The 19,429-nt window shown below is 51.6% G+C and carries 17 protein-coding genes and 1 other annotated feature; of the genes, 8 read left to right on the plus strand and 9 right to left on the minus strand.

All coding sequences use genetic code 11. The features are described 5' to 3' along the window. Positions 1-2 precede the first annotated feature (2 nt). From trpCF to C9I99_RS13870, 5 genes are read right to left on the minus strand one after another with little or no spacing between them, the layout of a single operon-like run. Positions 3-1,373 (minus strand): bifunctional indole-3-glycerol-phosphate synthase TrpC/phosphoribosylanthranilate isomerase TrpF, encoded by a 1,371-nt coding sequence (gene trpCF / locus C9I99_RS13850; RefSeq protein ID WP_107349478.1) that lies wholly within the window; start codon positions 1,371-1,373, stop codon positions 3-5. Positions 1,374-1,375: 2 nt separating this feature from the next. Beyond that, the gene (trpD, locus tag C9I99_RS13855) at positions 1,376-2,386 is read right to left on the minus strand and encodes an anthranilate phosphoribosyltransferase (protein ID WP_107349479.1); all 1,011 of its coding nucleotides are present in this window, start codon (positions 2,384-2,386) and stop codon (positions 1,376-1,378) included. Positions 2,387-2,433: 47 nt separating this feature from the next. Beyond that, on the minus strand, positions 2,434-3,036 hold the full coding sequence (locus C9I99_RS13860; RefSeq protein ID WP_107349480.1) for an aminodeoxychorismate/anthranilate synthase component II: 603 nt from the start codon (positions 3,034-3,036) through the stop codon (positions 2,434-2,436). 10 nt (positions 3,037-3,046) lie between these two features. Then, entirely contained in the window at positions 3,047-4,663 is a 1,617-nt protein-coding gene (locus C9I99_RS13865) for an anthranilate synthase component 1 (protein WP_107349481.1), read from the minus strand. Further along, entirely contained in the window at positions 4,660-5,673 is a 1,014-nt protein-coding gene (locus tag C9I99_RS13870; RefSeq protein WP_107349482.1) for a bifunctional 3-deoxy-7-phosphoheptulonate synthase/chorismate mutase, read from the minus strand. Before C9I99_RS13870 ends, C9I99_RS13865 begins: the two co-directional genes overlap by 4 nt. Positions 5,674-5,742: 69 nt before the next feature. Beyond that, positions 5,743-5,835, minus strand: a sequence feature (Trp leader region). 116 nt (positions 5,836-5,951) lie between these two features. Between C9I99_RS13870 and rnm the strand changes: the two genes are divergently transcribed. The 3 genes from rnm to rluB all read left to right on the plus strand — a co-directional run bounded on the left by rnm (position 5,952) and on the right by rluB (position 8,777). Next, positions 5,952-6,818 (plus strand): RNase RNM, encoded by an 867-nt coding sequence (rnm, locus tag C9I99_RS13875; RefSeq protein ID WP_107349483.1) that lies wholly within the window; start codon positions 5,952-5,954, stop codon positions 6,816-6,818. 23 nt (positions 6,819-6,841) lie between these two features. Then, on the plus strand, positions 6,842-7,462 hold the full coding sequence (locus C9I99_RS13880) for an L-threonylcarbamoyladenylate synthase (protein ID WP_107349484.1): 621 nt from the start codon (positions 6,842-6,844) through the stop codon (positions 7,460-7,462). A 187-nt stretch (positions 7,463-7,649) separates the two neighbouring features. Then, positions 7,650-8,777 carry a 23S rRNA pseudouridine(2605) synthase RluB gene (gene rluB / locus C9I99_RS13885; RefSeq protein ID WP_107349485.1) on the plus strand — a complete coding sequence of 376 codons (1,128 nt, stop codon included), beginning with the start codon at positions 7,650-7,652 and terminating at the stop codon, positions 8,775-8,777. Positions 8,778-8,872: 95 nt separating this feature from the next. Here the strand turns inward: rluB and C9I99_RS13890 are convergent, their stop codons facing one another. After that, complete coding sequence (locus C9I99_RS13890; RefSeq protein WP_107349486.1) at positions 8,873-9,634, minus strand: YciK family oxidoreductase; 762 nt, start codon at positions 9,632-9,634, stop codon at positions 8,873-8,875. A 143-nt stretch (positions 9,635-9,777) separates the two neighbouring features. Here C9I99_RS13890 and sohB point away from each other — a divergent pair, with 143 nt between their 5' ends. Beyond that, positions 9,778-10,839, plus strand: coding sequence for a protease SohB (sohB, locus tag C9I99_RS13895; protein WP_107349487.1), 1,062 nt, complete (start codon positions 9,778-9,780; stop codon positions 10,837-10,839). A gap of 26 nt (positions 10,840-10,865) precedes the next feature. Next, the gene (locus tag C9I99_RS13900; protein ID WP_107349488.1) at positions 10,866-11,288 is read left to right on the plus strand and encodes a DUF805 domain-containing protein; all 423 of its coding nucleotides are present in this window, start codon (positions 10,866-10,868) and stop codon (positions 11,286-11,288) included. Positions 11,289-11,378: 90 nt separating this feature from the next. On the opposite strand, the gene C9I99_RS13905 is transcribed toward C9I99_RS13900, so the two are convergent. Next, positions 11,379-11,627, minus strand: a complete 249-nt coding sequence (locus C9I99_RS13905; protein WP_107349489.1) for a YciN family protein — start codon at positions 11,625-11,627, stop codon at positions 11,379-11,381. 688 nt (positions 11,628-12,315) lie between these two features. On the opposite strand from C9I99_RS13905, the gene topA reads away from it, so the two are divergent. Beyond that, positions 12,316-14,958 carry a type I DNA topoisomerase gene (gene topA, locus C9I99_RS13910; protein ID WP_107349490.1) on the plus strand — a complete coding sequence of 881 codons (2,643 nt, stop codon included), beginning with the start codon at positions 12,316-12,318 and terminating at the stop codon, positions 14,956-14,958. A 151-nt stretch (positions 14,959-15,109) separates the two neighbouring features. Here the strand turns inward: topA and miaE are convergent, their stop codons facing one another. Both miaE and C9I99_RS13920 read right to left on the minus strand, forming a co-directional pair. Beyond that, positions 15,110-15,898: a tRNA isopentenyl-2-thiomethyl-A-37 hydroxylase MiaE gene (miaE, locus tag C9I99_RS13915; RefSeq protein WP_107349491.1), complete on the minus strand. Its 789-nt coding sequence runs from the start codon at positions 15,896-15,898 to the stop codon at positions 15,110-15,112. A gap of 131 nt (positions 15,899-16,029) precedes the next feature. Continuing rightward, entirely contained in the window at positions 16,030-16,791 is a 762-nt protein-coding gene (locus C9I99_RS13920) for a DNA repair protein (protein ID WP_107349492.1), read from the minus strand. A gap of 305 nt (positions 16,792-17,096) precedes the next feature. Between C9I99_RS13920 and cysB the strand changes: the two genes are divergently transcribed. Both cysB and C9I99_RS13930 read left to right on the plus strand, forming a co-directional pair. Further along, on the plus strand, positions 17,097-18,071 hold the full coding sequence (cysB, locus tag C9I99_RS13925; protein WP_107349493.1) for an HTH-type transcriptional regulator CysB: 975 nt from the start codon (positions 17,097-17,099) through the stop codon (positions 18,069-18,071). A gap of 124 nt (positions 18,072-18,195) precedes the next feature. Next, the gene (locus tag C9I99_RS13930; RefSeq protein WP_208113404.1) at positions 18,196-19,383 is read left to right on the plus strand and encodes a methyltransferase; all 1,188 of its coding nucleotides are present in this window, start codon (positions 18,196-18,198) and stop codon (positions 19,381-19,383) included. Positions 19,384-19,429: the final 46 nt, after the last annotated feature.

Genomic DNA, 19,429 nt, shown 5'->3' on the forward strand with positions numbered 1-19,429 from the left:
CCTTAATACTTTCTGATAGCCGCGAAAGCCGCTTTCAATTTCGTTGGGTCTTTTTTGCCGGGCTCGCTTTCTACCCCGGAGTTTAAATCGAGTCCTTGGCAACCAAGGCTTGCCGCTTCACAGACGTTGTCCGGATTAAGGCCTCCGGCGAGCATGGTGATTTGTTTTTGCTCATCGGGGATCAGGTTCCAGTCAAAGGCAATACCGGTTCCGCCAGACTGGCTACCGACCTTGCTGTCGAGCAAGTGGCGGTCTACCTGCCATTCATCCAGTACAGGGGCATGATCGGTCACCCCGTGTGCTTTCCAGATTTCACACTCAGCTGGCAGCTGGCCCTTCAAAGCCGCAATATAGTCATGGTCTTCATCGCCATGGAGCTGAACCGCTGATAGTGACAAGGCTTTTGCGGCCTTGGCCACCGCTTGTGGATCGGTATTACGGAATACGCCGACATATTTCAGTGGTGCGCCGCTCATCACCATGCGGGCTTGTTCGATATCGATCTGGCGTGGTGAGCCGGAGACAAAAATCAGGCCGCCGTAGACGGCACCGTTTTGGTAAGCAGCTGCCGCATCGTCGGCATGGGTCAGGCCGCAGACCTTGTTCTCGCCAAGTAGCACACGACGGACTGCCATCTCGATGTTGTCTTCTGCCATCAGCGAGCTGCCGATCAAAAAGCCGTTGGCGTAAGCGGACAGTTCACGTACCTGCTGGTGGGTGTAGATCCCCGACTCGGAAATCACAATCGTCTCTTCCGGTAGGCGAGGGGCCAGCGCTTTGGTGCGGTTTAGGTCGATGCTGAGGTCACGCAGGTTGCGGTTGTTGATCCCCACGACCTTGGCCTTGAGGGCAATGGCACGCTCCAGCTCTTCTTCGTTGCTGACTTCGGTCAGGATCCCCAGGCTAAGCTGCTCGGCAACCGCGGCCAGCTCACGGTACTCATCGTCGTTCAATACTGACAGCATTAGCAAAATGGCATCGGCATTGTAGTGGCGGGCCAGGTAGACCTGATAGGTATCAATCATGAAGTCTTTGCACAGCACGGGTTGGCGAACCTGGTTCCGTACCACTGGTAGGAAGTCAAAGTTACCCTGAAAATATTTTTCGTCGGTCAGTACCGAGATGGCACTGGCATGGCCGTTGTACACCCTGGCAATCATATCGAGGTCGAAATCTTGGCGGATCAAGCCTTTTGACGGTGAGGCTTTTTTACACTCCAGAATAAACGCCGCCTGCTCACCGGATAGGGCGTCGTAGAAGCTGCGATCGCTAGGTACCAAGCTATCTTTGAAAGTTTCAAGCGGTTGCTCGGCTTTGCGCGCATCGACCCAGAGGCGTTTGTCGGCGACAATTTTTGCTAGAACCGTTTCCATGCTTAACCTCGTGCTGCTAGTTGGCCGACAAGCTCAAAGGCTTTGCCGGATTTCATGACATTGATGGCCTTCTCGGTATTGGCTTTGAGATCTTCGTGGCCGAACAGGCGCAGCAGCAGGGCGACGTTGACTGCAACCGCTCCCATTTGGGCATCGGTACCTTTACCGGTCAGGATATGGGTAATAATGGCACGGTTCTCGTCAGGCTCTCCACCCTTGATTGCTTCAAGTGGATGGCTTTCAAGGCCGAAATCCGCCGGGGTCAAGGTATATTCGGTGATTTCGCCATTGATGATTTCAGCGACCGTGGTCTCGCCATGGATCGCTACTTCATCCAAGCCGCTACCGTGAACAACGGCGGCGCGTTTCATGCCCATGGCGGCCATGGTTTCGGCAATCGGGCGAACCAGCGCTGCATCATACACCCCCATCAGCTCGATGTTAGGGCGGGCTGGGTTAATCAATGGGCCGAGCACATTGAAGATAGTGCGGGTTTTCAGCGTCTGGCGTACCGGCATCGCGTGGCGAACACCGCCGTGGTACTCAGGGGCAAACAGGAAGCACACCCCCAGATCGTCAAGGGCTTCACGGGCTGTTTCAGGTTTCATCGCAAGGTTAATGCCGAACTTATCCAGTAGGTCCGAGGAACCCGACTTGCTCGATACGCCGCGGTTGCCGTGCTTAGCGACCTTAACGCCACACGCTGCTGCCACAAAAGCCGCTGTGGTTGAGATATTGATGGTGTTGGCGCCGTCACCGCCGGTACCGACGATATCGGCAAAGTCGTATTCAGGGCTTGGGAACGGGGTGGCGTTGGCAAGCAATGCCTTGGCCGCACCGGCGATTTCTGCCGGTGTTTCGCCTTTGATTTTCAGTGCCGTCAATACTGCCGACAGCAATACAGGTTCGACTTCGCCGTTGATGATGGCATCGAACAGGGTCTGGCTTTCTTCTTGGGTCAGTGCCTGCTGGTCGTAAAGCTTGTCGGCAATGGTGTAGATGGTCGCATCCATAATTAAAATCCTTGTTGTCTATGCTAGCTGATTCATCGGTCGGCAGATTATTGGTCGTTGTTTGGTGACGACGTGACCCAGTCCAGCGTATTGGTCAGTAGTTGGGCACCTTGGGTGGTGAGGATTGATTCTGGGTGGAATTGGTAGCCACACACGCGATCCTCATCGTTGGTCACTGCCATGACCAAGCCGTTGACATCGGCAATGATATTCAGGCTCTCTGGTACGGTCTCGGCAACCAGCGAGTGATAGCGGGCAATGGACAGTGGGCTCGGCAGTTCACCGAAGACAGCGTGGCCGGTGTGGCTCATCATGGCAGATTTGCCATGAACGATATCGCCTGCACCCGAAACCTTACCACCGTAAGCTTCAACAATGGCTTGATGGCCAAGACAGATGCCGATCATCGGCACTTTGCCGCGAACCTGTTTGATCAGCTCTGGCATACAGCCCGCATCAGCTGGTGCACCAGGGCCCGGTGACAATACCAGTACCGGGTTGTTTTTTTCAGCCAGCGCCTGCTCGACTTGCTCGACCGTCAGGCTATTGCGGTAAATCGTGACTTCGCAGCCCAGCGAGCGGAATTGATCAACTAGGTTGTAGGTAAAGGAGTCAAAGTTATCAAGCAGTACAATATGGGGTTGGGACATCGGTGGCTCCTTAGCGCGATTTGCTTGTGTTGGTGGTACTGGCACTGTGCTCACTGGCAATTGGTGCACTGTGTGCTTTGCGAATCGCGGTGATCACAGCCTGCGCTTTCCCCCGGGTCTCATCAGCTTCTGCTTGCGGAACGGAGTCATAAACGACACCGGCACCGGCCTGCACACTGGCTTGGCCATCTTCGACATAGGCTGAGCGGATCACGATACAGGTATCCATATCACCGTGGCCGGTCAGGTAACCGACGGCGCCGCCATAGCTACCACGACGACGCTGTTCGACATCACGGATAAGCTGCATGGCACGGATTTTCGGTGCACCGGTCAGGGTGCCCATGTTCATGCAGGCTTGGTAAGCGTGTAGGGCATCAAGATCGCCACGTAGCTGACCGACAACACGCGAAACCAAGTGCATGACGTGGCTGTAGCGGTCTACCGCGAGCAAATCGGCGACATAGCGGCTACCCGGCTCGCTGATACGGGCGACATCGTTACGGGCCAAGTCAACCAGCATCATGTGCTCGGCGTTTTCTTTCATGTCGCAGCGCAGTTCAAGTTCAATCCGGCCATCAAGATCGAGATTGATCGAGCCATCAGGATTTTTACCGCGGTGTCGGGTACCGGCAATCGGGTAGATCTCAATCTGGTTGCTCTCGGTGCAGTATTTGAGTGCACTTTCCGGAGAGGCACCAAAAACGGTGAAATCAGCGTCTTGCAGATAGAACATGTACGGGCTAGGGTTACCGACCTTCAGCTCTTTGTAGGCATTGAGCGGTGACGGGCACGGCATAGTAAACTGACGCGACGGTACCACTTGGAATACATCGCCATTCACAACATGCTCTTTTAGATCAACAACCTGCTGGCAGAAGTCTTCATCGCTCACACTGGCGACCGGCTCGCATTCCTCCAGTAGTTCGGCTGCTGGTAGCGGCATTGGCTCCAGGCAGGCTTCTTTGATGTGCTGCAGGCGGCGGCTCAGTTCGAAATAGCTAGAGGTGTACTCATCACCACCGAACAGGGTCGCCTGAAGCTTGCCTTTGCGGCGCTGGTGGTCGATGACCAACAGGGTTTCGGCAATGTAGAACAGGTAATCCGGGCAGCGGTTGTCTTGCTTGACGTCAGGGAGTGGCTCGAAGCCGTCAACCACGTCATAGGCAAACAATCCGCCGAGAAATAGTGCTTCGCGAGGATGACCGGCAATATTAAAGGCGTGCTGGATCATTCGCAGCGCGTCAAACGATGAGGTTTGGCGCAGGCGGCTGTCTTCATCCAAGGTGCGTTCTGCTGACGAGAAGGTCAGTTCCAATTGGCGTCCCTGACGTGTTGCATGGATATCGGAAGGCATCTTGCCTTCCAATGTTTGCAGCACATTCAAGCCGTTATCGGTTAAGGCCTCAAGGGTGACGACCTTGCCGCGGCAGACAATCCGGACTGCCGCGTCAATGAGCATCAAGCTCTTGAGATCTTGCTTGGAGTCGATTTCAGCCGACTCCAGCAATAGGTTGTGTGGACGGTCGCCACAGACGGAGTAATACAACTCAGTCGGATCCGCAACATAGGGTACATCGAGGCTGAGCAGTTCCAGCTCGCCGACGCCTAGTGGGGTAGTATTCACAGCGTTCTCCCTGCCGCTTCTACAAACGGTTTCAACTCTTGCATCAACTGTTCAAACATTGGACCGGTCAGTGCCTGGTGGCCGTCCGACAAGGCTTCACACGGGTTAAGGTGTGATTCGACGATAATGCCATCGGCACCAACGGCTGCAGCGGCACGTGATAGTGGGATCACCAGTTCACGGACGCCGGTACCGTGGCTTGGGTCAACGACCACCGGTAGGTGAGTGCGTTGCTTCAGGTAAGCCACAGCGTTCAAATCCAATGTGTTCCGTGTTGCTGTCTCGTAGGTGCGGATTCCACGTTCACACAGGATGATATTCGGGTTGCCTGCATCGTAGATATATTCCGCCGCGAGTAACAGCTCCTCGATAGTGGCTGAAAGTCCGCGTTTGAGCAAGACCGGTTTTTTGCTTTCACCAACCGCTTTTAACAGGGCATAGTTCTGCATATTGCGTGCGCCAATCTGGAGGCAGTCGATATATTCACACATCGAATCCATCTGGCTGACTTCCATCACTTCCGATACGGTCGGGATCCCCAGCTGTTCATTGGCCATCTTCAGTAGCTTCAGTCCTTCCACGCCCATCCCCTGGAAATCATATGGACTGGTACGTGGCTTGTAGGCTCCGCCGCGAAGAGCAACAGCACCGTGTTTTTTCACCATTTCTGCCACGCTCAGTAACTGCTCTTCTGACTCAACAGAGCAAGGACCGGCGATAACGGCAAACTTGTCACCGCCAACAGCGGCATTGCCAAACCGTACCACGGTGTCGTGGGCCTGGACTTCACGGCTGACCATTTTGTACTTGGTCAGGATCGGCTTGACGTTCTCGACGCACGGATAGGCATCAAGATGAAGTTGCTGGAGAACACGTTCATCGCCTAGAGCACCCAGCACAATCCGCTCAACACCCGGCATGTAGAGAGGCTTGAGGCCGGCTTCTTCGATGCGGGCTAGGATTTCTTTGGCTTGTTGTTCGGTTGCATTTGGCTTTAGTACGATGATCATATTCTCTTCCTCTCAGGGCGCTTTCTCTGTTGGCGCACTGGTAAAATTCTTGTTTGGCTGAATTTGGTTATAAAAAAACCCGCGTCATGGCGGGTTTGTGTAATCTGTTTAAGGCACAGCTAATCACACCACCCGCGTTGGGAAGTGCCACCACCAAGATGAGAAAGCACGGAGCTGATGATGAATTTGCTGTACCATGTACATATCCTTTCAGTGTAATACTGGGTAACTGCGTACTAGTAAACTAGTTCGTAAATGTAAAGTCAAGAAGATAATTTATGTTGTTTGATTTACACAGCCATACCACCGCATCAGACGGGCGGCTGTCACCGGAAGAACTTGTTTCGCGTGCGGTTGAACGCCGCGTCGATGTTTTGGCCATTACCGATCATGATACCGTGGCTGGCCTCGCCGCTGCCGAGCAGGCGATAGAAGCTAAAAATCTGCCTCTGACTCTCATCAAAGGAATTGAAATATCGACACTTTGGCAGAATTTTGATATTCACATTGTCGGCTTAAATATTGACCCTGAACACCCAGCAATGGTTCGCTTGATTGAAGAGCAGGCCCAGCGCCGTGCAGAGCGTGCTGCCATGATGGGAGAGCGCTTGGAGAAAAACCGGATGCCGGGGGCACTGGAAGGGGCCAAGGCGATTGCTAATGGTGCAACCTTAACCCGGTCCCATTTTGCCCAGTGGATTGTCGAGCAGGGTTACGCCAAAACGATGCAGGCTGTTTTCAAAAAGTTCCTGACCCGCAATAACCCGGGTTATGTGCCGCCGAATTGGTGTTCGATGGCCGAGGCCGTTGAGGCCATTCATCAATCGGGTGGACAGGCGGTGCTGGCCCATCCCGGCCGTTACAACATGACCGCGAAATGGCAAAAACGCATGCTAACCGCGTTTGTTGAAGCCAAAGGGGATGCCATGGAAGTGTCGCAGCCTCAACAGTCACCTCAGGAGCGACGCCTGCTCGGGGATTATTCAATTGATTACAAGCTATTAGCTTCACAAGGCTCTGATTTCCATTATGCCTCGCCATGGACCGAACTTGGTCGCAATCTGTGGTTGCCCAAGGGGGTGACTGAAGTCTGGCTGGACTGGAGCGTTGAGAAGAAACGCATAGATGAGGAAGTGCGCGATTAGGCTGCATTTCCTATGGAGGAAGAATGAGTCAGTTTTTTTATGTTCACCCTGAAACGCCACAAGTACGTCTGATCAACCAGGCCGTGGCGATCATCCGCAATGGTGGGGTGATCGTTTATCCTACCGATTCTGGCTATGCCCTTGGTTGTCAGCTGGAAAATAAATCAGCATTGGAGCGGATCTGCCAGATCCGCCGTTTGAACGACAAGCATAATTTTACCCTGCTATGCCGTGATCTTTCCGAGTTGTCCCTGTATGCCCGCGTTGATAATGCTGCATTCCGCTTGCTGCGTAACAATACACCGGGTGCCTACACCTTTATCTTTAAGGGAACCAAGGAAGTACCGCGCCGTTTGATGAATCCGAAGCGAAAAACCATCGGTATCCGTGTGCCCGATAACGCGATTGCATTGGCCTTGCTTGATGCGCTGGGTGAACCGATGATGTCGACATCATTGATTTTGCCGGGTAACGAAACCACCGAAGCGGATCCTGAAGATATCCGCGACAAGCTAGAGCACGCGGTGGATTTAATCATCAATGGTGGGTATCTCGGTGAGCAACCGACCACGGTGATTGATTTCAGCAATGATGGTATGGAAGTGGCTCGGGTTGGCGCCGGTGACCCAACTCCATTTGAGTAAGCATCTCGGTTTACCTATTGCTATGCATCTAATTGTGCAGTGGGTGAGATATGACAGGAAATACCGCATGTTTACGGTGTTTTCTGTGGTATCTCAGCTAAGCTTTTGGCATAATCCGCCATCGCTTTAAGATGGCTTAAAGCATGATGATATTTCGACGCCTGTGAAGGCGACAAAGGTTTGTCTAATGAGTGAAAAATTACAGAAGGTACTGGCGCGTTCTGGCCAGGGTTCTCGCCGAGAAATCGAATTAATGATCCAGAACGGTCGAGTAAGTATCGACGGTAAGGTAGCCAAACTCGGCGACCGACTGGATGATCTGTCAGTCAGTGTTCGCATTGATGGCCATAACATCCAATTGGTGTCTTCTTCAGAAGAAGTGTGCCGTGTGATGGCTTACAACAAGCCGGAAGGTGAGTTGTGTACTCGTCATGACCCAGAAGGTCGCCGTACAGTATTTGATCGTCTGCCGCGTCTTAACGGTGGCCGCTGGGTATCAGTAGGTCGTCTTGATGCCAATACGGCAGGTCTGTTGCTGTTCACGACTGATGGTGAATTGGCTAACCGCCTGATGCACCCAAGCCGCAGTGTTGAGCGTGAATACATGGTGCGTGTATTTGGCGAAGTAACAGAAGATATGGTTCGCAACCTGGTTAAGGGTGTGAAACTTGAAGATGGTATGGCACGTTTTGAAGACGTGGTTTACGCTGGCGGTGAAGGTATGAATCATACTTTCTACGTAGTGATCACCGAAGGTCGTAACCGTGAGGTTCGTCGTTTGTGGGATTCACAAGGCGTGACAGTAAGCCGTTTGAAGCGTGTTCGCTACGGTGATATCTTCCTGACTAAAGATCTGCCGCGTGGTGGTTGGATGGAGCTTGAGCTCAAAGATGTCAACTACCTGCGTGAGAAAGTCGAGCTACCACCTGAAACGGAAACTATGCTGACGGTTGAAGGTCAGAAGCGCAAGCGTGGCGTTCGCCAGATCCGTCGTGCAGTACGCCGTCATGAAGAACGTTTGAACGATGATAGCGGCCGCGGTCGCCGTGGTGGGCGTCAAGACCAGCGTCGATCGACAAACCGTAACCAAGGTGAAGAGAGCAGCAACGAGTCGCGTCGTAAGCCTTCAGGAAATGTATCTAACCGTCGTGGTGAAGATAGCAGTGAGTCACGCCGTAAGCCGTCAGGCAATACAGCGAACCGCCGTAACCAAGGTGAAGAGAACAACGGTTCACGCCGCAAGCCGTCAGGTAATGCAGCTAACCGTCGTAATCCGCTGAAAAATAAGCCGGCTAAACCGCGTTCACGCAAGTAAGACCAGCGATAACAGCCGATAAATTTAAAAAGCAGCCAATGGCTGCTTTTTTTGTTGCCTGTTGTTTTGGAACACATCCGTTTAGGAGCAAGCTATTAACTTGCTGCACCCGGCTTGCGTTTGGGTTGGGCATCAATACACTGTCCGTTGACGTCCTTGCTTTCAGGGCCCATCAGGTAAAGGTACAGTGGCATGATCTCTTCCGGCGTTTTCAGCAATGACGGGTCTTCTGCCGGGAAAGCCTTGGCACGCATACCGGTACGGGTACCGCCCGGATTGATGGCATTGACGCGCACAGGGGTATTGGCCATTTCGTCGGCCAAAATTTGCATCATTCCCTCGGTGGCGAACTTGGAGATCGAGTAGGCTCCCCAGAAGGAGCGTCCCTGGTGACCAACGGTGGATGAGGTGAATACAATGCGGCCGTCTTCGGCTTTTTTGACCAGCGGCATAATGGCCTGGGTCAGCAGGAACTGGGCTTTGACGTTAACCTGCATGACATCATCAAAAGTATCTTCGCCAAGCTGGTCGAATGGGCTGAGCACACCCAGCAGGGAGGCATTGTGCAGCACTCCGTCCAAGCGGCCGAACTGGCCCTCGATGGTTTCAACCATATCCAGATAGTTCTGCTTGGTGGCACCCATCATATCCATAGGGATAATCGCGGGTTGCGGATAGCCCTGCGATTCGATTTCATCGTAAACGGCTTCTAATTTGGCGACGGTGCGTCCTAGCAAGATAACGGTCGCCCCATGGGCGGCATAGCTGATGGCAGCCTGGCGGCCAATTCCATCACCCGCTCCGGTTACCAGAATAACTCTATCTTTCAGTGAGTTTTCAGCGATTTGATAATCCACTGTGTACTTCCTTATTGGTTTTTTCGTCAGCTCATTGTATACCCAAACTATTCTCATCTTGAAGTGGTTTGGCTATATTGCGATAGCGGTATGGGTGACAACTTGGTTACAATGGCTTAATGCCAATAAATGAGGACTCGACATTGGATTTTTTGTTTGATTATGGATTGTTTCTAGCCAAGATTGCCACGGTGGTTGTCGCATTCATCGCGATTCTGGTGGTGGCTAAAAGTGTGAAAGGCCACCATGGTAGCCAGAAAGGTGAGCTAGAGGTCACTGATCTGACCGAGCAGTACAAGCACACTGTGCATCAACTGGAGTCTCACTTATTTGATAAGCCGTTGCTCAAAGCACGCGACAAGGCTGAAAAGAAAGCGGACAAGGAAAAGCACAAGGCAAGACAGAATGAAGTGAAGAAAGCGGCCAAAGAAGGCGATTTGTCGCACTCGCGTGAGCCTCGCCTGTTCGTTCTGGATTTCCATGGCAGCATTGATGCCCGCGAAGTGGCCTCATTGCGTGAAGAGGTGACCGCTATTCTGGCTGTGGCAATGGAAGGCGATGAAGTCTTACTTCGCCTAGAGACCGGGGGCGGTATGGTACATGGTTACGGCCTTGCCTCTTCACAACTTGACCGCCTAAAAGCGGCCGGGATCAAGCTGACGATCTCGGTCGATAAAGTCGCTGCCAGCGGTGGCTATATGATGGCGTGTATTGCCGATAAAATTATTTCGGCACCGTTTGCGGTTGTTGGCTCTATCGGGGTGATTGCCCAGTTGCCAAACTTCAACAAAGTCTTGAAGAAACACGATATTGAATTCGAGCAGATCACCGCCGGCGAGTTCAAGCGTACCCTGACGATGTTTGGAGAAAACACCGACAAGGCGCGTGAAAAGTTCCAGAGCGAGATCGAAGAGACCCATGGTCTGTTTAAAGAGTTTGTGTCTGCGCATCGCCCTGAGTTAGATTTGGCCAAAGTGGCTACCGGTGAGCACTGGTTCGGCAAGCAGGCACTTGAGCTGGGCTTGGTGGATGAGATTGGTACCAGTGATGATTACATCAGCCTATCGTGTAAAGATCGCGAAGTGCTGCAGGTACGTTATGTCCAGCGCAAGAAGCTGGCGGAAAAGTTGGCCGGTGTAACAGGCGACGCCGCTGATAATGTATTGCTGAAATGGATCAGTCGCGGTCAGCGTCCAATTGTTTAAACGTCCAATTGTATAAAGAGGTTACGATGGATCAAAAGTGGGCCTTGTTTTCATTTCGGGGACGGATGCGTCGCCGGGATTACTGGTTGTATAGCATACCCGTGCTGCTGGTATCGTTGCCGGTGTTTCTCTATACCACGCCGGAAAACGCGGGGAATCCGCTGCTTAATATTCTATCGATCATGGTGTTGATTTTTGTGTTTTGGGCGTCAGTGGCGCTGAATATAAAACGGCTGCATGATCGTAATAAAAGTGCTTGGTGGATAATACTGACCTTCTTGCCGTTGATCGGGCCGATCTTTGTGATTGTTGAACTGGGTATCTTAGATGGCACAGTAGGTGATAATCAGTTTGGTGCCGATCCAAAGGGGCGCGGTGCACCGCCGTCGGGGCCGAGTGCGGACAACGAATCTAAGGATGACAAAGATACGATGACCATTGATATGTAATCGTTTTACATCACTAGAAACGTTGTATTGCTAGAAGTAATCAGCCCCGTTTGACGGGGCTGTTTTTTTTGCCTTAGACCAGAATAAAAATCACTTGCCGAGGGTGAATTTCGGCGAGAGCTGATGGGCAAGGTATTTGAACATGTTGAACACTGCCGTGGTCTTTTCCGTCGGCAGACCGTTGTCATCGAGGAAATACTCGCCTTTGAAAATCAATACCCCGCCACGTTCTTCAACGGAGTTGGCCCGCATACCGTCGATGTAGGCTTCATGATCTTGGATTAGCTGGTTGGCAATCATCAGCAGCTCATCATTTGCAATGGATTCTTTGGTGTTCATTGTGTCTCTCTCATCTCACAGCAGTTCGCCGGTTGGGTCTCCGGCCAAGGTGGCTAAGTGTATTTGAGTTGATTCGGGATGACAAATTATGAAGACTATATCGGATGCCATTTTCGTGGCGTTGTTGATTTTTCGCGATGACTGGCTATATGTTGAAATAAAGGCCGTGATGGTTTGTGTGTGGTCAAAGGGTAAATCTGGAGGGTATAAAGATTAGGCATTAACCTCATGAATTGCCGAAAAATTGTGAGCGATGGCAAAAAATAGTGGTTTTTTATAGTCAAACCGGTGCTGAGGTGGTAATGATTAGCGCCCATTGGGGGAGATGTTTTCCTGTGTAGCGGCATAAATGAGAGGAATATCGCGTGGCAACCTAGCTTGTCGGCACGTTTTTTTCCTGTTCATCGAATGACGTAACTAGCTGTTAACAAGTGGGGAAGGGACAACCAAACGGTCTTGATTTGTCAAAAAGCAGTTGACCTTCTCCGATTGTAGCCCAATATGTAAATACCAATCACATTACGTAACTAGTTATCCGGAGCTGTCCTCAACCGGTTGGATTTCGCGATTTAAATAGTTACTTAATCAGTTTGGCGTACCAGCGTTGCCGTGCTAGTTCTAGTTTTTAGCGTGCAACTAGTTGTTTTAATTTTAAGTTTTGTAAGCACGAGGACGTAATAGAATTATTATGGGTAAATCACTCGTTATTGTGGAGTCCCCAGCCAAGGCGAAGACGATCAATAAGTACTTGGGCAAGGACTTTGTTGTTAAGTCAAGCGTCGGTCACGTTCGTGACTTGCCAACTGGTGCACGTAGCACTGGTAAGAAAGCTGCGGCTACTTCAACTAAGGGCTTGAGCGCCGAAGAAAAAGCGCGCATCAAAAAAGATAAAGATCGCAAATCGTTGATCAATAAGATGGGCGTGGACCCATATAATGACTGGGCTGCCCAATATGAAGTGCTTCCTGGCAAGGAAAAAGTGGTCAACGAACTGCAGAAGCTAGCCGAAGATGCTGACTTTGTTTATCTCGCAACCGATTTGGACCGCGAAGGGGAAGCTATTGCGTGGCACCTTCGTGAGATCATCGGCGGCGATGATGCACGTTACAAGCGAGTGGTTTTCAACGAAATCACCAAAAACGCTATCCAGCAGGCTTTTGAGCAGCCGGGTGAGCTGAACATGGATGGCGTTAATGCCCAGCAGGCACGCCGATTCCTCGACCGTGTGGTCGGATTTATGGTCTCCCCTCTGTTGTGGAAGAAAGTCGCACGTGGCCTTTCTGCGGGCCGTGTACAATCGGTAGCGGTTAAGCTGATTGTTGAGCGTGAGCGCGAAATCAAGGCGTTTGACCCAGAAGAATATTGGGATATGCATGCCAATACCCAAACTGCGGGCAACGATGCACTGCGTTTGATGGTGGCACAGCAGGCCGGCAAGGCGTTCCGCCCAGAAAATGAAGCCGATACCATGGCGGCAAAATCTTTGCTGGAGAAGGCTGCCTTCACGGTTAAAGACCGCGAAGACCGACCAACCAGCAGCAAGCCGTCAGCGCCGTACATCACCTCAACGCTGCAGCAGGCGGCCAGTACCCGTCTAGGCTACGGTGTTAAGCGCACCATGGGCTTGGCTCAGCGCTTATATGAGGCTGGTTACATTACCTATATGCGTACCGACTCGACCAACCTGTCTAAGGAAGCGGTTGAAGCGGCACGTGAGTTTATTGCTGGCGAGTACGGCGATAACTACCTACCGTCATCACCGAATGTGTACGGTAGCAAGGGCAATGCTCAGGAAGCGCACGAAGCGATCCGCCCTTCGAGTGTTGACGTGAAAGCGGAAAACCTTGAAGGCATGGAGCAAGATGCCATCAAGCTATACGATTTGATCTGGCGCCAGTTTGTGTCCTGTCAGATGGTTCCGGCGAAATACGACTCCACCACGATTACCGTGGAAGCGGGTGACTTTACCCTGAAAGCCAAGGGCCGTACCCTACGCTTTGCGGGTTGGACACAAGTTCAGCGCCCGTCTGGTAAAAATGAAGATACTACGCTGCCAATGGTTCATGTGGGCGATACGCTCAAGGTTGAATCGTTGGAGCCGAAACAGCACTTTACCAAGCCACCTGCACGCTTTACTGAAGCTGCGTTGGTCAAAGAGCTGGAAAAGCGAGGCATTGGTCGTCCTTCAACTTACGCATCGATCATCTCGACGATTCAAGACCGCGGTTATGTGCGTGTTGATCAGCGCCGCTTCTATGCCGAGAAGATGGGTGAAATTGTCTCGGATCGTCTTGATGAGAGTTTTGCCGATCTGATGGACTACGATTTTACTGCCCGTATGGAAGGTAATCTCGACAAAATCGCCGATGGTGATGCGGGCTGGAAATCAGTGCTCGATAAATTCTTCAGTGACTTCACTGGTGAGCTTGAGAAAGCGGAGCTGGATGAAGCGGAAGGCGGCATGAAGCCGAATAATATCGTATTGACTGATATCAAGTGTCCGACCTGTGAACGCCCGATGGGGATCCGTACTGCGTCGACAGGTGTATTCCTCGGTTGTTCAGGTTATGCACTACCGCCTAAGGAACGTTGCAAGACAACGATCAATCTGGGTGATGAGGACGGTATCATCAACGTGCTGGAAGAGGACGTTGAAACGGCTGCCCTGCGTGCCAAGAAGCGTTGTCCGAAATGTAGCACGGCGATGGATGCGTACCTGATTGATGCCGAGCGTAAATTGCACGTGTGTGGTAACAACCCAAGCTGTGATGGCTATGTGGTTGAGAAAGGTGAGTTCCAGCTGAAAGGCTACGACGGTCCGGTTATCGAATGTGACAAGTGTGGTTCTGATATGGAGCTAAAGAACGGTCGCTTTGGTAAGTACATGGGTTGTACCAGTGAAACCTGTAAGAATACCCGCAAGATCTTGAAGAACGGTGAGATTGCACCACCGAAGGAAGATCCGGTGCATCTACCTGAGTTGCCTTGCTCTCAGGATCCAGATGCTTACTTCGTATTGCGAGATGGTGCTTCTGGCCTGTTTATGGCGGCAAGTACTTTCCCTAAATCGCGTGAAACCCGTGCGCCACTGGTCGAAGAGCTGGTTCGCTTCAAAGATCGCCTGTCGCCGAAGTTCACGTATTTGGCTGATGCACCGACAGAAGATCCGGATGGCCGTCCGACAGTGGTTCGCTTTAGCCGTAAGACGAAAGAAAACTACATCCGCTCGGAAATTGATGGTAAACCATCAGGCTGGACGGGGCTGTTCATTGACGGTAAGTGGGAAATTACCGACAAGCGCAAGAAGCCGAAGAAAGAAAAGGCTGAATAGCTGAGATAAAAAAAACCGCCGAAAGGCGGTTTTTTGTTTTCTGGCTAGAGGCTAGTGGAAAAGCCAAGAGCTAAAGAAGCAAGAGTTTGGTATGGCTAAGCCTGTACACAATTCTGGATCGCCTATCGCCTATCGCCTATCGCCTATCGCCTTAAGCGGTAGCGAATGCCGGAACGCCACTGTGGAAGCGGAAGGTATCATCAGGGCTGTTGATGAGCTCAGCTTCGCGGGCACCGATTGCACGGATGCGATCGCTGATATCTTTCCCTGCGATTTGCTCGGCCAGCTTGAGGTAGTCTTGGTAATGGCGGGCTTCGGAGCGTAATAGAGATATATAGAATTTCTTCAGCTCAGTATCGAGGAAAGGGGCAAGCTTAGCGAATCGCTCGCACGATCGCGCTTCGATATAAGCGCCGATGATCAGCTTGTCGATTAAGGTACTCGGCTCATGGGTGCGAACAATCTTCATCAAGCCTTTGGCATAACGTCCCGCATGAAGGTTGGAGTAGGGGATCTCCCGGCTTTCCATGATCTCTAGTACCTGCTCGAAGTGGTGGAACTCTTCTTTGATAAGGCAAACCATCTTGTCTATCAGCTCTTCGCCATGGGCAAAACCGGCTTTGGGTGTTAGCTCGGCGGCAAGGCCGTTTTTCTTGCCATGGAAGCCACGTGCATCACGCTCAATACCATAGACGAACTCTTCATAAGGCTTGGCCCATGCAAGCAGTGCCTTGCCGCTTTCCGCGTCTACTGCATATTTACGGATCAGAAACATCGCGGTCTGGCTGGCTTTTAGCTCGCAGTTACAGTGGTCAACCAGCAGCGCAGTCAAATTTTCTGGTTTTCTGGCTTCGTTGATCCAAGCGTCAGGTGTCTCGCACTGCAGGAATTGTTTGATTGGCTCAAGCAAGGTGTCGATCATGTGCTGGGTTGTATTCATGGGTTAGGTTTGTTGAGTCTTGTTGTTGATTTTCGTCCAGTATATCAATGCTTGAGGTAAATGGGGAAAGGCGGGCAAAACAAAGGCCACCGGATGGTGGCCTTGGTCGAAGATACACAGTAGAAAGGCGGTTACCATTTCCGTTTGGGCTGGAACAGCACATCGAGCTCGTCTTGATCTTTTTCCAGCATTTGTTGACGCTGCTGCTCATTGGTCGTGTTTTGGCTGCTATCGATGTCTTTCAGCATTTTCTGCAGTTTGTCACGGGCCTGATTGGCATAGTCATCATTTTTGCTGGATAGGACATCAATCCCTTTTTTCAGCAACTGCTTGGCGGTTCCTAACTGCCTTTTGATGCGGGCCTCATTGGCTCGCTTGATCACGTTCTCGATGTTGATCCGAAGTTGGATACCCTCGAGTCGGGCATTCTCGGTCACAAAGGCCTGGGTTGGCATACGCCCTTTGCTATGTTCACTTTTGATGACGTTCTTCAGGCGTTTGACAAGCTGCAGCATGCCAAGCGCTTGCTTGTCGGTACTCGGCACCTTGAAGCTGGCGACGTCAGATTGCGAATAATTGGCTTGGAGCTGGTTGATTTGTTCGGCGACATTGCTAATACGCTGCGCCAAAGACTTATCCGTTTGATCCGTTTCCCTCATCGACTCCAAAGAGAACAATACCCGTTTGTTTAGGCAAACCAGTAAGTCTTTGCTGTAGGGAAGGTGGTGGGCGTTACTGATCAGTTCTTCGGTTGCATCAATAATCGCGATGAATTTTGCTAATTCCTGCTGCTTTGCGCTTTCCAGTTTATGTCGGTACTGAATAATGATGTTGTAGCCAACAATCAAGATCAGCAACAGGCTTACCAGGCCAATAATTAGAGGCATGCTCATGGGGTAGAGGACCATCCGTGCTAACGTGAAGCCTTATAAGATACACCATATCGATAATAGGTCATAGCCGCGAGATCGCTTTCTATCATATCGATGCTGCGCAGTAGCATGAAAACGCTAACAATGAGAGCAATAAGTGATTTTTTGAGGTTAATATCACTTCGCTGTCGGAAATTAGGCTCACAATGCTGGGAAACAGGGTCTATAAGTTATATAACATTATGTTATAACGCCCTGCAAAAAATAGCTCGGGGGAAGCTCTGAGAGAGGGCAAAGATGATAATGGACTATCACTAGGCGGAACCATGAAACTACAGCAATTAAGGTATATCGTCGAGGTCGTCAATCACAACCTGAATGTTTCTGCAACGGCAGAGAGCTTGTATACGTCTCAGCCCGGGATCAGTAAACAAGTCAGGCTGCTTGAAGATGAGCTTGGAGTGCAGATTTTCGAGCGAAGCGGTAAGCACTTGACGAAGGTGACGCCAGCAGGTGAGTCAATCGTCAAGATTGCGCGGGACATCTTATCACGGGCTGAAAGCATTAAGTCGGTGGCGGGTGAGCATACCCACCCTGAAATGGGAAACCTGAACATTGCGACGACCCATACCCAAGCAAGATATGCACTCCCTCCTGTGATCCAGGGCTTTACTGCCCGCTATCCAAGAGTCACACTGCATATGCACCAAGGAACGCCGAATCAGCTTGCTGATGCGGTGTCCAAGGGGACGACTGACTTTGCCATTGCCACGGAAGCATTGCACTTGTATCAGGATATGATCATGCTGCCTTGTTACCACTGGAACCGTTCGATAGTGGTGAAAGCGGATCATCCATTGGCCCAGAAATCAGAGATCACCATCCACGATTTGGCGGCTTACCCGTTAGTTACCTATGTGTTTGGCTTTACCGGCCGCTCTGAGCTCGACAGCGCCTTTAACCGCTCGGGCCTGACCCCGAGAATTGTGTTCACGGCTACCGATGCGGATGTGATCAAGACATATGTCCGGCTTGGCATCGGGGTTGGGGTGATTGCCAGCATGGCGATGGATCCGGCCACTGACAGTGATTTGGTCGCAATTGATGCCAGCCACATTTTCGAAGCCAGTACCACCAAGATTGGTTTCAAGAAAGGAACATTCCTGCGCAGTTATATGTATGACTTCATCAAACGCTTTGCCCCTCACCTTACCCGCGAGGTCGTTGATCAGGCGGTGACACTGAAAACCAATGCGGAAATAGAAGCCATGTTTGCCAAGATACCGCTACCGGTAAAATGATCCTGTTCAGGCTGCCATTTGGCAGCCTGTCTTTTTCACGATAAGAAATTGTCTCTTTCTGCCCATTTGTCTTATTTCCGTTTACAATATCGCGGATTTTTTCTGAATAACTCAAGAGTACACCATGCACGCCCCGCGCTTTTCCCAACTCGATCGCTTACTGACGGATACCCGTGAGTGGTGGCAATTCATGCCATTCTCCTCTTCACCGGCGGAATGGGAACTGCGCCACCCTGAGCTGACACACTGGCTACTTGGCTTGGACGAACCGCAACTGGCGAGTTTTCGGGAAAACCCCGAACAGTTAGCCGCGGCATTAAGTCATTGGATCCCGCAGGCCGGAGCGATGCAGGCTTTGGCTGCCCTAGACGCTTTGCCGCAGATCGAGCGGACTACACCGCGTGGTCTCGAGAGTGGTATTCCCGGTCGTAAATGGCAGCAGTTGCAGGCCTTTAACGGCGTACTACCGGCCTTATCATTGCCCTGGCTGGAGTGGTGCGCCGGGAAAGGCTTCCTCGGCCGGGTGCTTGCCGCTACCCACAATACGCCGGTGACAAGCCTGGAGTGGCAACAGGTGCTGTGTGACAGTGGTGAAGCGGCCGCCCGCAAACTGGCTTTGCCGATGACATTTGTCCATGGCGATGCGTTTTCGCCAGACAGTGGCAAGTTTATCCTATCGCAGCAGCATGCCGTCGCTTTACATGCCTGTGGTGATCTTCATGTCTCACTGTTGCAGCGTGTTGCCGAGCGCAAGGGGCAAGCGGTGAGTGTCTCACCATGCTGCTATCACCTGATCAGGGACAAGGCGTATCAGCCGATGTCGTCGCTAGCGAAAAACAGTGTGTTGAAGCTCAGTAAGCATGATCTTCGCTTGCCGTTGCAGGAGACGGTGACGGCAGGTAACCGGGTGCGCAACTTACGTTTTGTCGAGGTGAGTTTCCGGCTTGGTTTTGACAGCCTGCAGCGCAGTGTGACCGGAGAGGATGTGTACCTGCCGGTACCGAATGTCCAAAAGGCGTTGTTCAACGACGGTTTTGAGGCTTTCTGCCGTTGGGCGGCAGAGCAAAAGGGATTGGAATTACCGGATAATATCGATTTTGCCCACTGGCAGTATACCGGTGAACAGCGGTTTGATTGGGTGGAGCGGTTAGAGTTGCTGCGCCAGTTATTCCGTCGACCGTTGGAGATGTGGCTGGTTTATGATCGGGCATGTTTTATGGAAGAGGCTGGCTATGATGTCACGGTCGGAACATTTTGTGACAAGCCGATCACCCCACGCAATATTATGATTCATGCGGAGCTGAAGGGATAAATGTAAATCAGCATCGATGTTTATCTAGAGGCGTACGTTTACCGCC

This window comes from Photobacterium lutimaris (assembly GCF_003025555.1).
GTDB lineage: Bacteria > Pseudomonadota > Gammaproteobacteria > Enterobacterales > Vibrionaceae > Photobacterium > Photobacterium lutimaris.

What these genes read in the sequence shown, in the direction of transcription:
- trpCF (WP_107349478.1), bottom strand. Translation starts at nt 1,373, where the DNA reads ATGGAAACGGTTCTAGCAAAAATTGTCGCCGACAAACGCCTCTGGGTC.
- trpD (WP_107349479.1), bottom strand. Translation starts at nt 2,386, where the DNA reads ATGGATGCGACCATCTACACCATTGCCGACAAGCTTTACGACCAGCAG.
- C9I99_RS13860 (WP_107349480.1), bottom strand. Translation starts at nt 3,036, where the DNA reads ATGTCCCAACCCCATATTGTACTGCTTGATAACTTTGACTCCTTTACC.
- C9I99_RS13870 (WP_107349482.1), bottom strand. Translation starts at nt 5,673, where the DNA reads ATGATCATCGTACTAAAGCCAAATGCAACCGAACAACAAGCCAAAGAA.
- rnm (WP_107349483.1), top strand. Translation starts at nt 5,952, where the DNA reads ATGTTGTTTGATTTACACAGCCATACCACCGCATCAGACGGGCGGCTG.
- C9I99_RS13880 (WP_107349484.1), top strand. Translation starts at nt 6,842, where the DNA reads ATGAGTCAGTTTTTTTATGTTCACCCTGAAACGCCACAAGTACGTCTG.
- rluB (WP_107349485.1), top strand. Translation starts at nt 7,650, where the DNA reads ATGAGTGAAAAATTACAGAAGGTACTGGCGCGTTCTGGCCAGGGTTCT.
- C9I99_RS13900 (WP_107349488.1), top strand. Translation starts at nt 10,866, where the DNA reads ATGGATCAAAAGTGGGCCTTGTTTTCATTTCGGGGACGGATGCGTCGC.
- C9I99_RS13905 (WP_107349489.1), bottom strand. Translation starts at nt 11,627, where the DNA reads ATGAACACCAAAGAATCCATTGCAAATGATGAGCTGCTGATGATTGCC.
- topA (WP_107349490.1), top strand. Translation starts at nt 12,316, where the DNA reads ATGGGTAAATCACTCGTTATTGTGGAGTCCCCAGCCAAGGCGAAGACG.
- miaE (WP_107349491.1), bottom strand. Translation starts at nt 15,898, where the DNA reads ATGAATACAACCCAGCACATGATCGACACCTTGCTTGAGCCAATCAAA.
- C9I99_RS13920 (WP_107349492.1), bottom strand. Translation starts at nt 16,791, where the DNA reads ATGAGCATGCCTCTAATTATTGGCCTGGTAAGCCTGTTGCTGATCTTG.
- cysB (WP_107349493.1), top strand. Translation starts at nt 17,097, where the DNA reads ATGAAACTACAGCAATTAAGGTATATCGTCGAGGTCGTCAATCACAAC.
- C9I99_RS13930 (WP_208113404.1), top strand. Translation starts at nt 18,196, where the DNA reads ATGCACGCCCCGCGCTTTTCCCAACTCGATCGCTTACTGACGGATACC.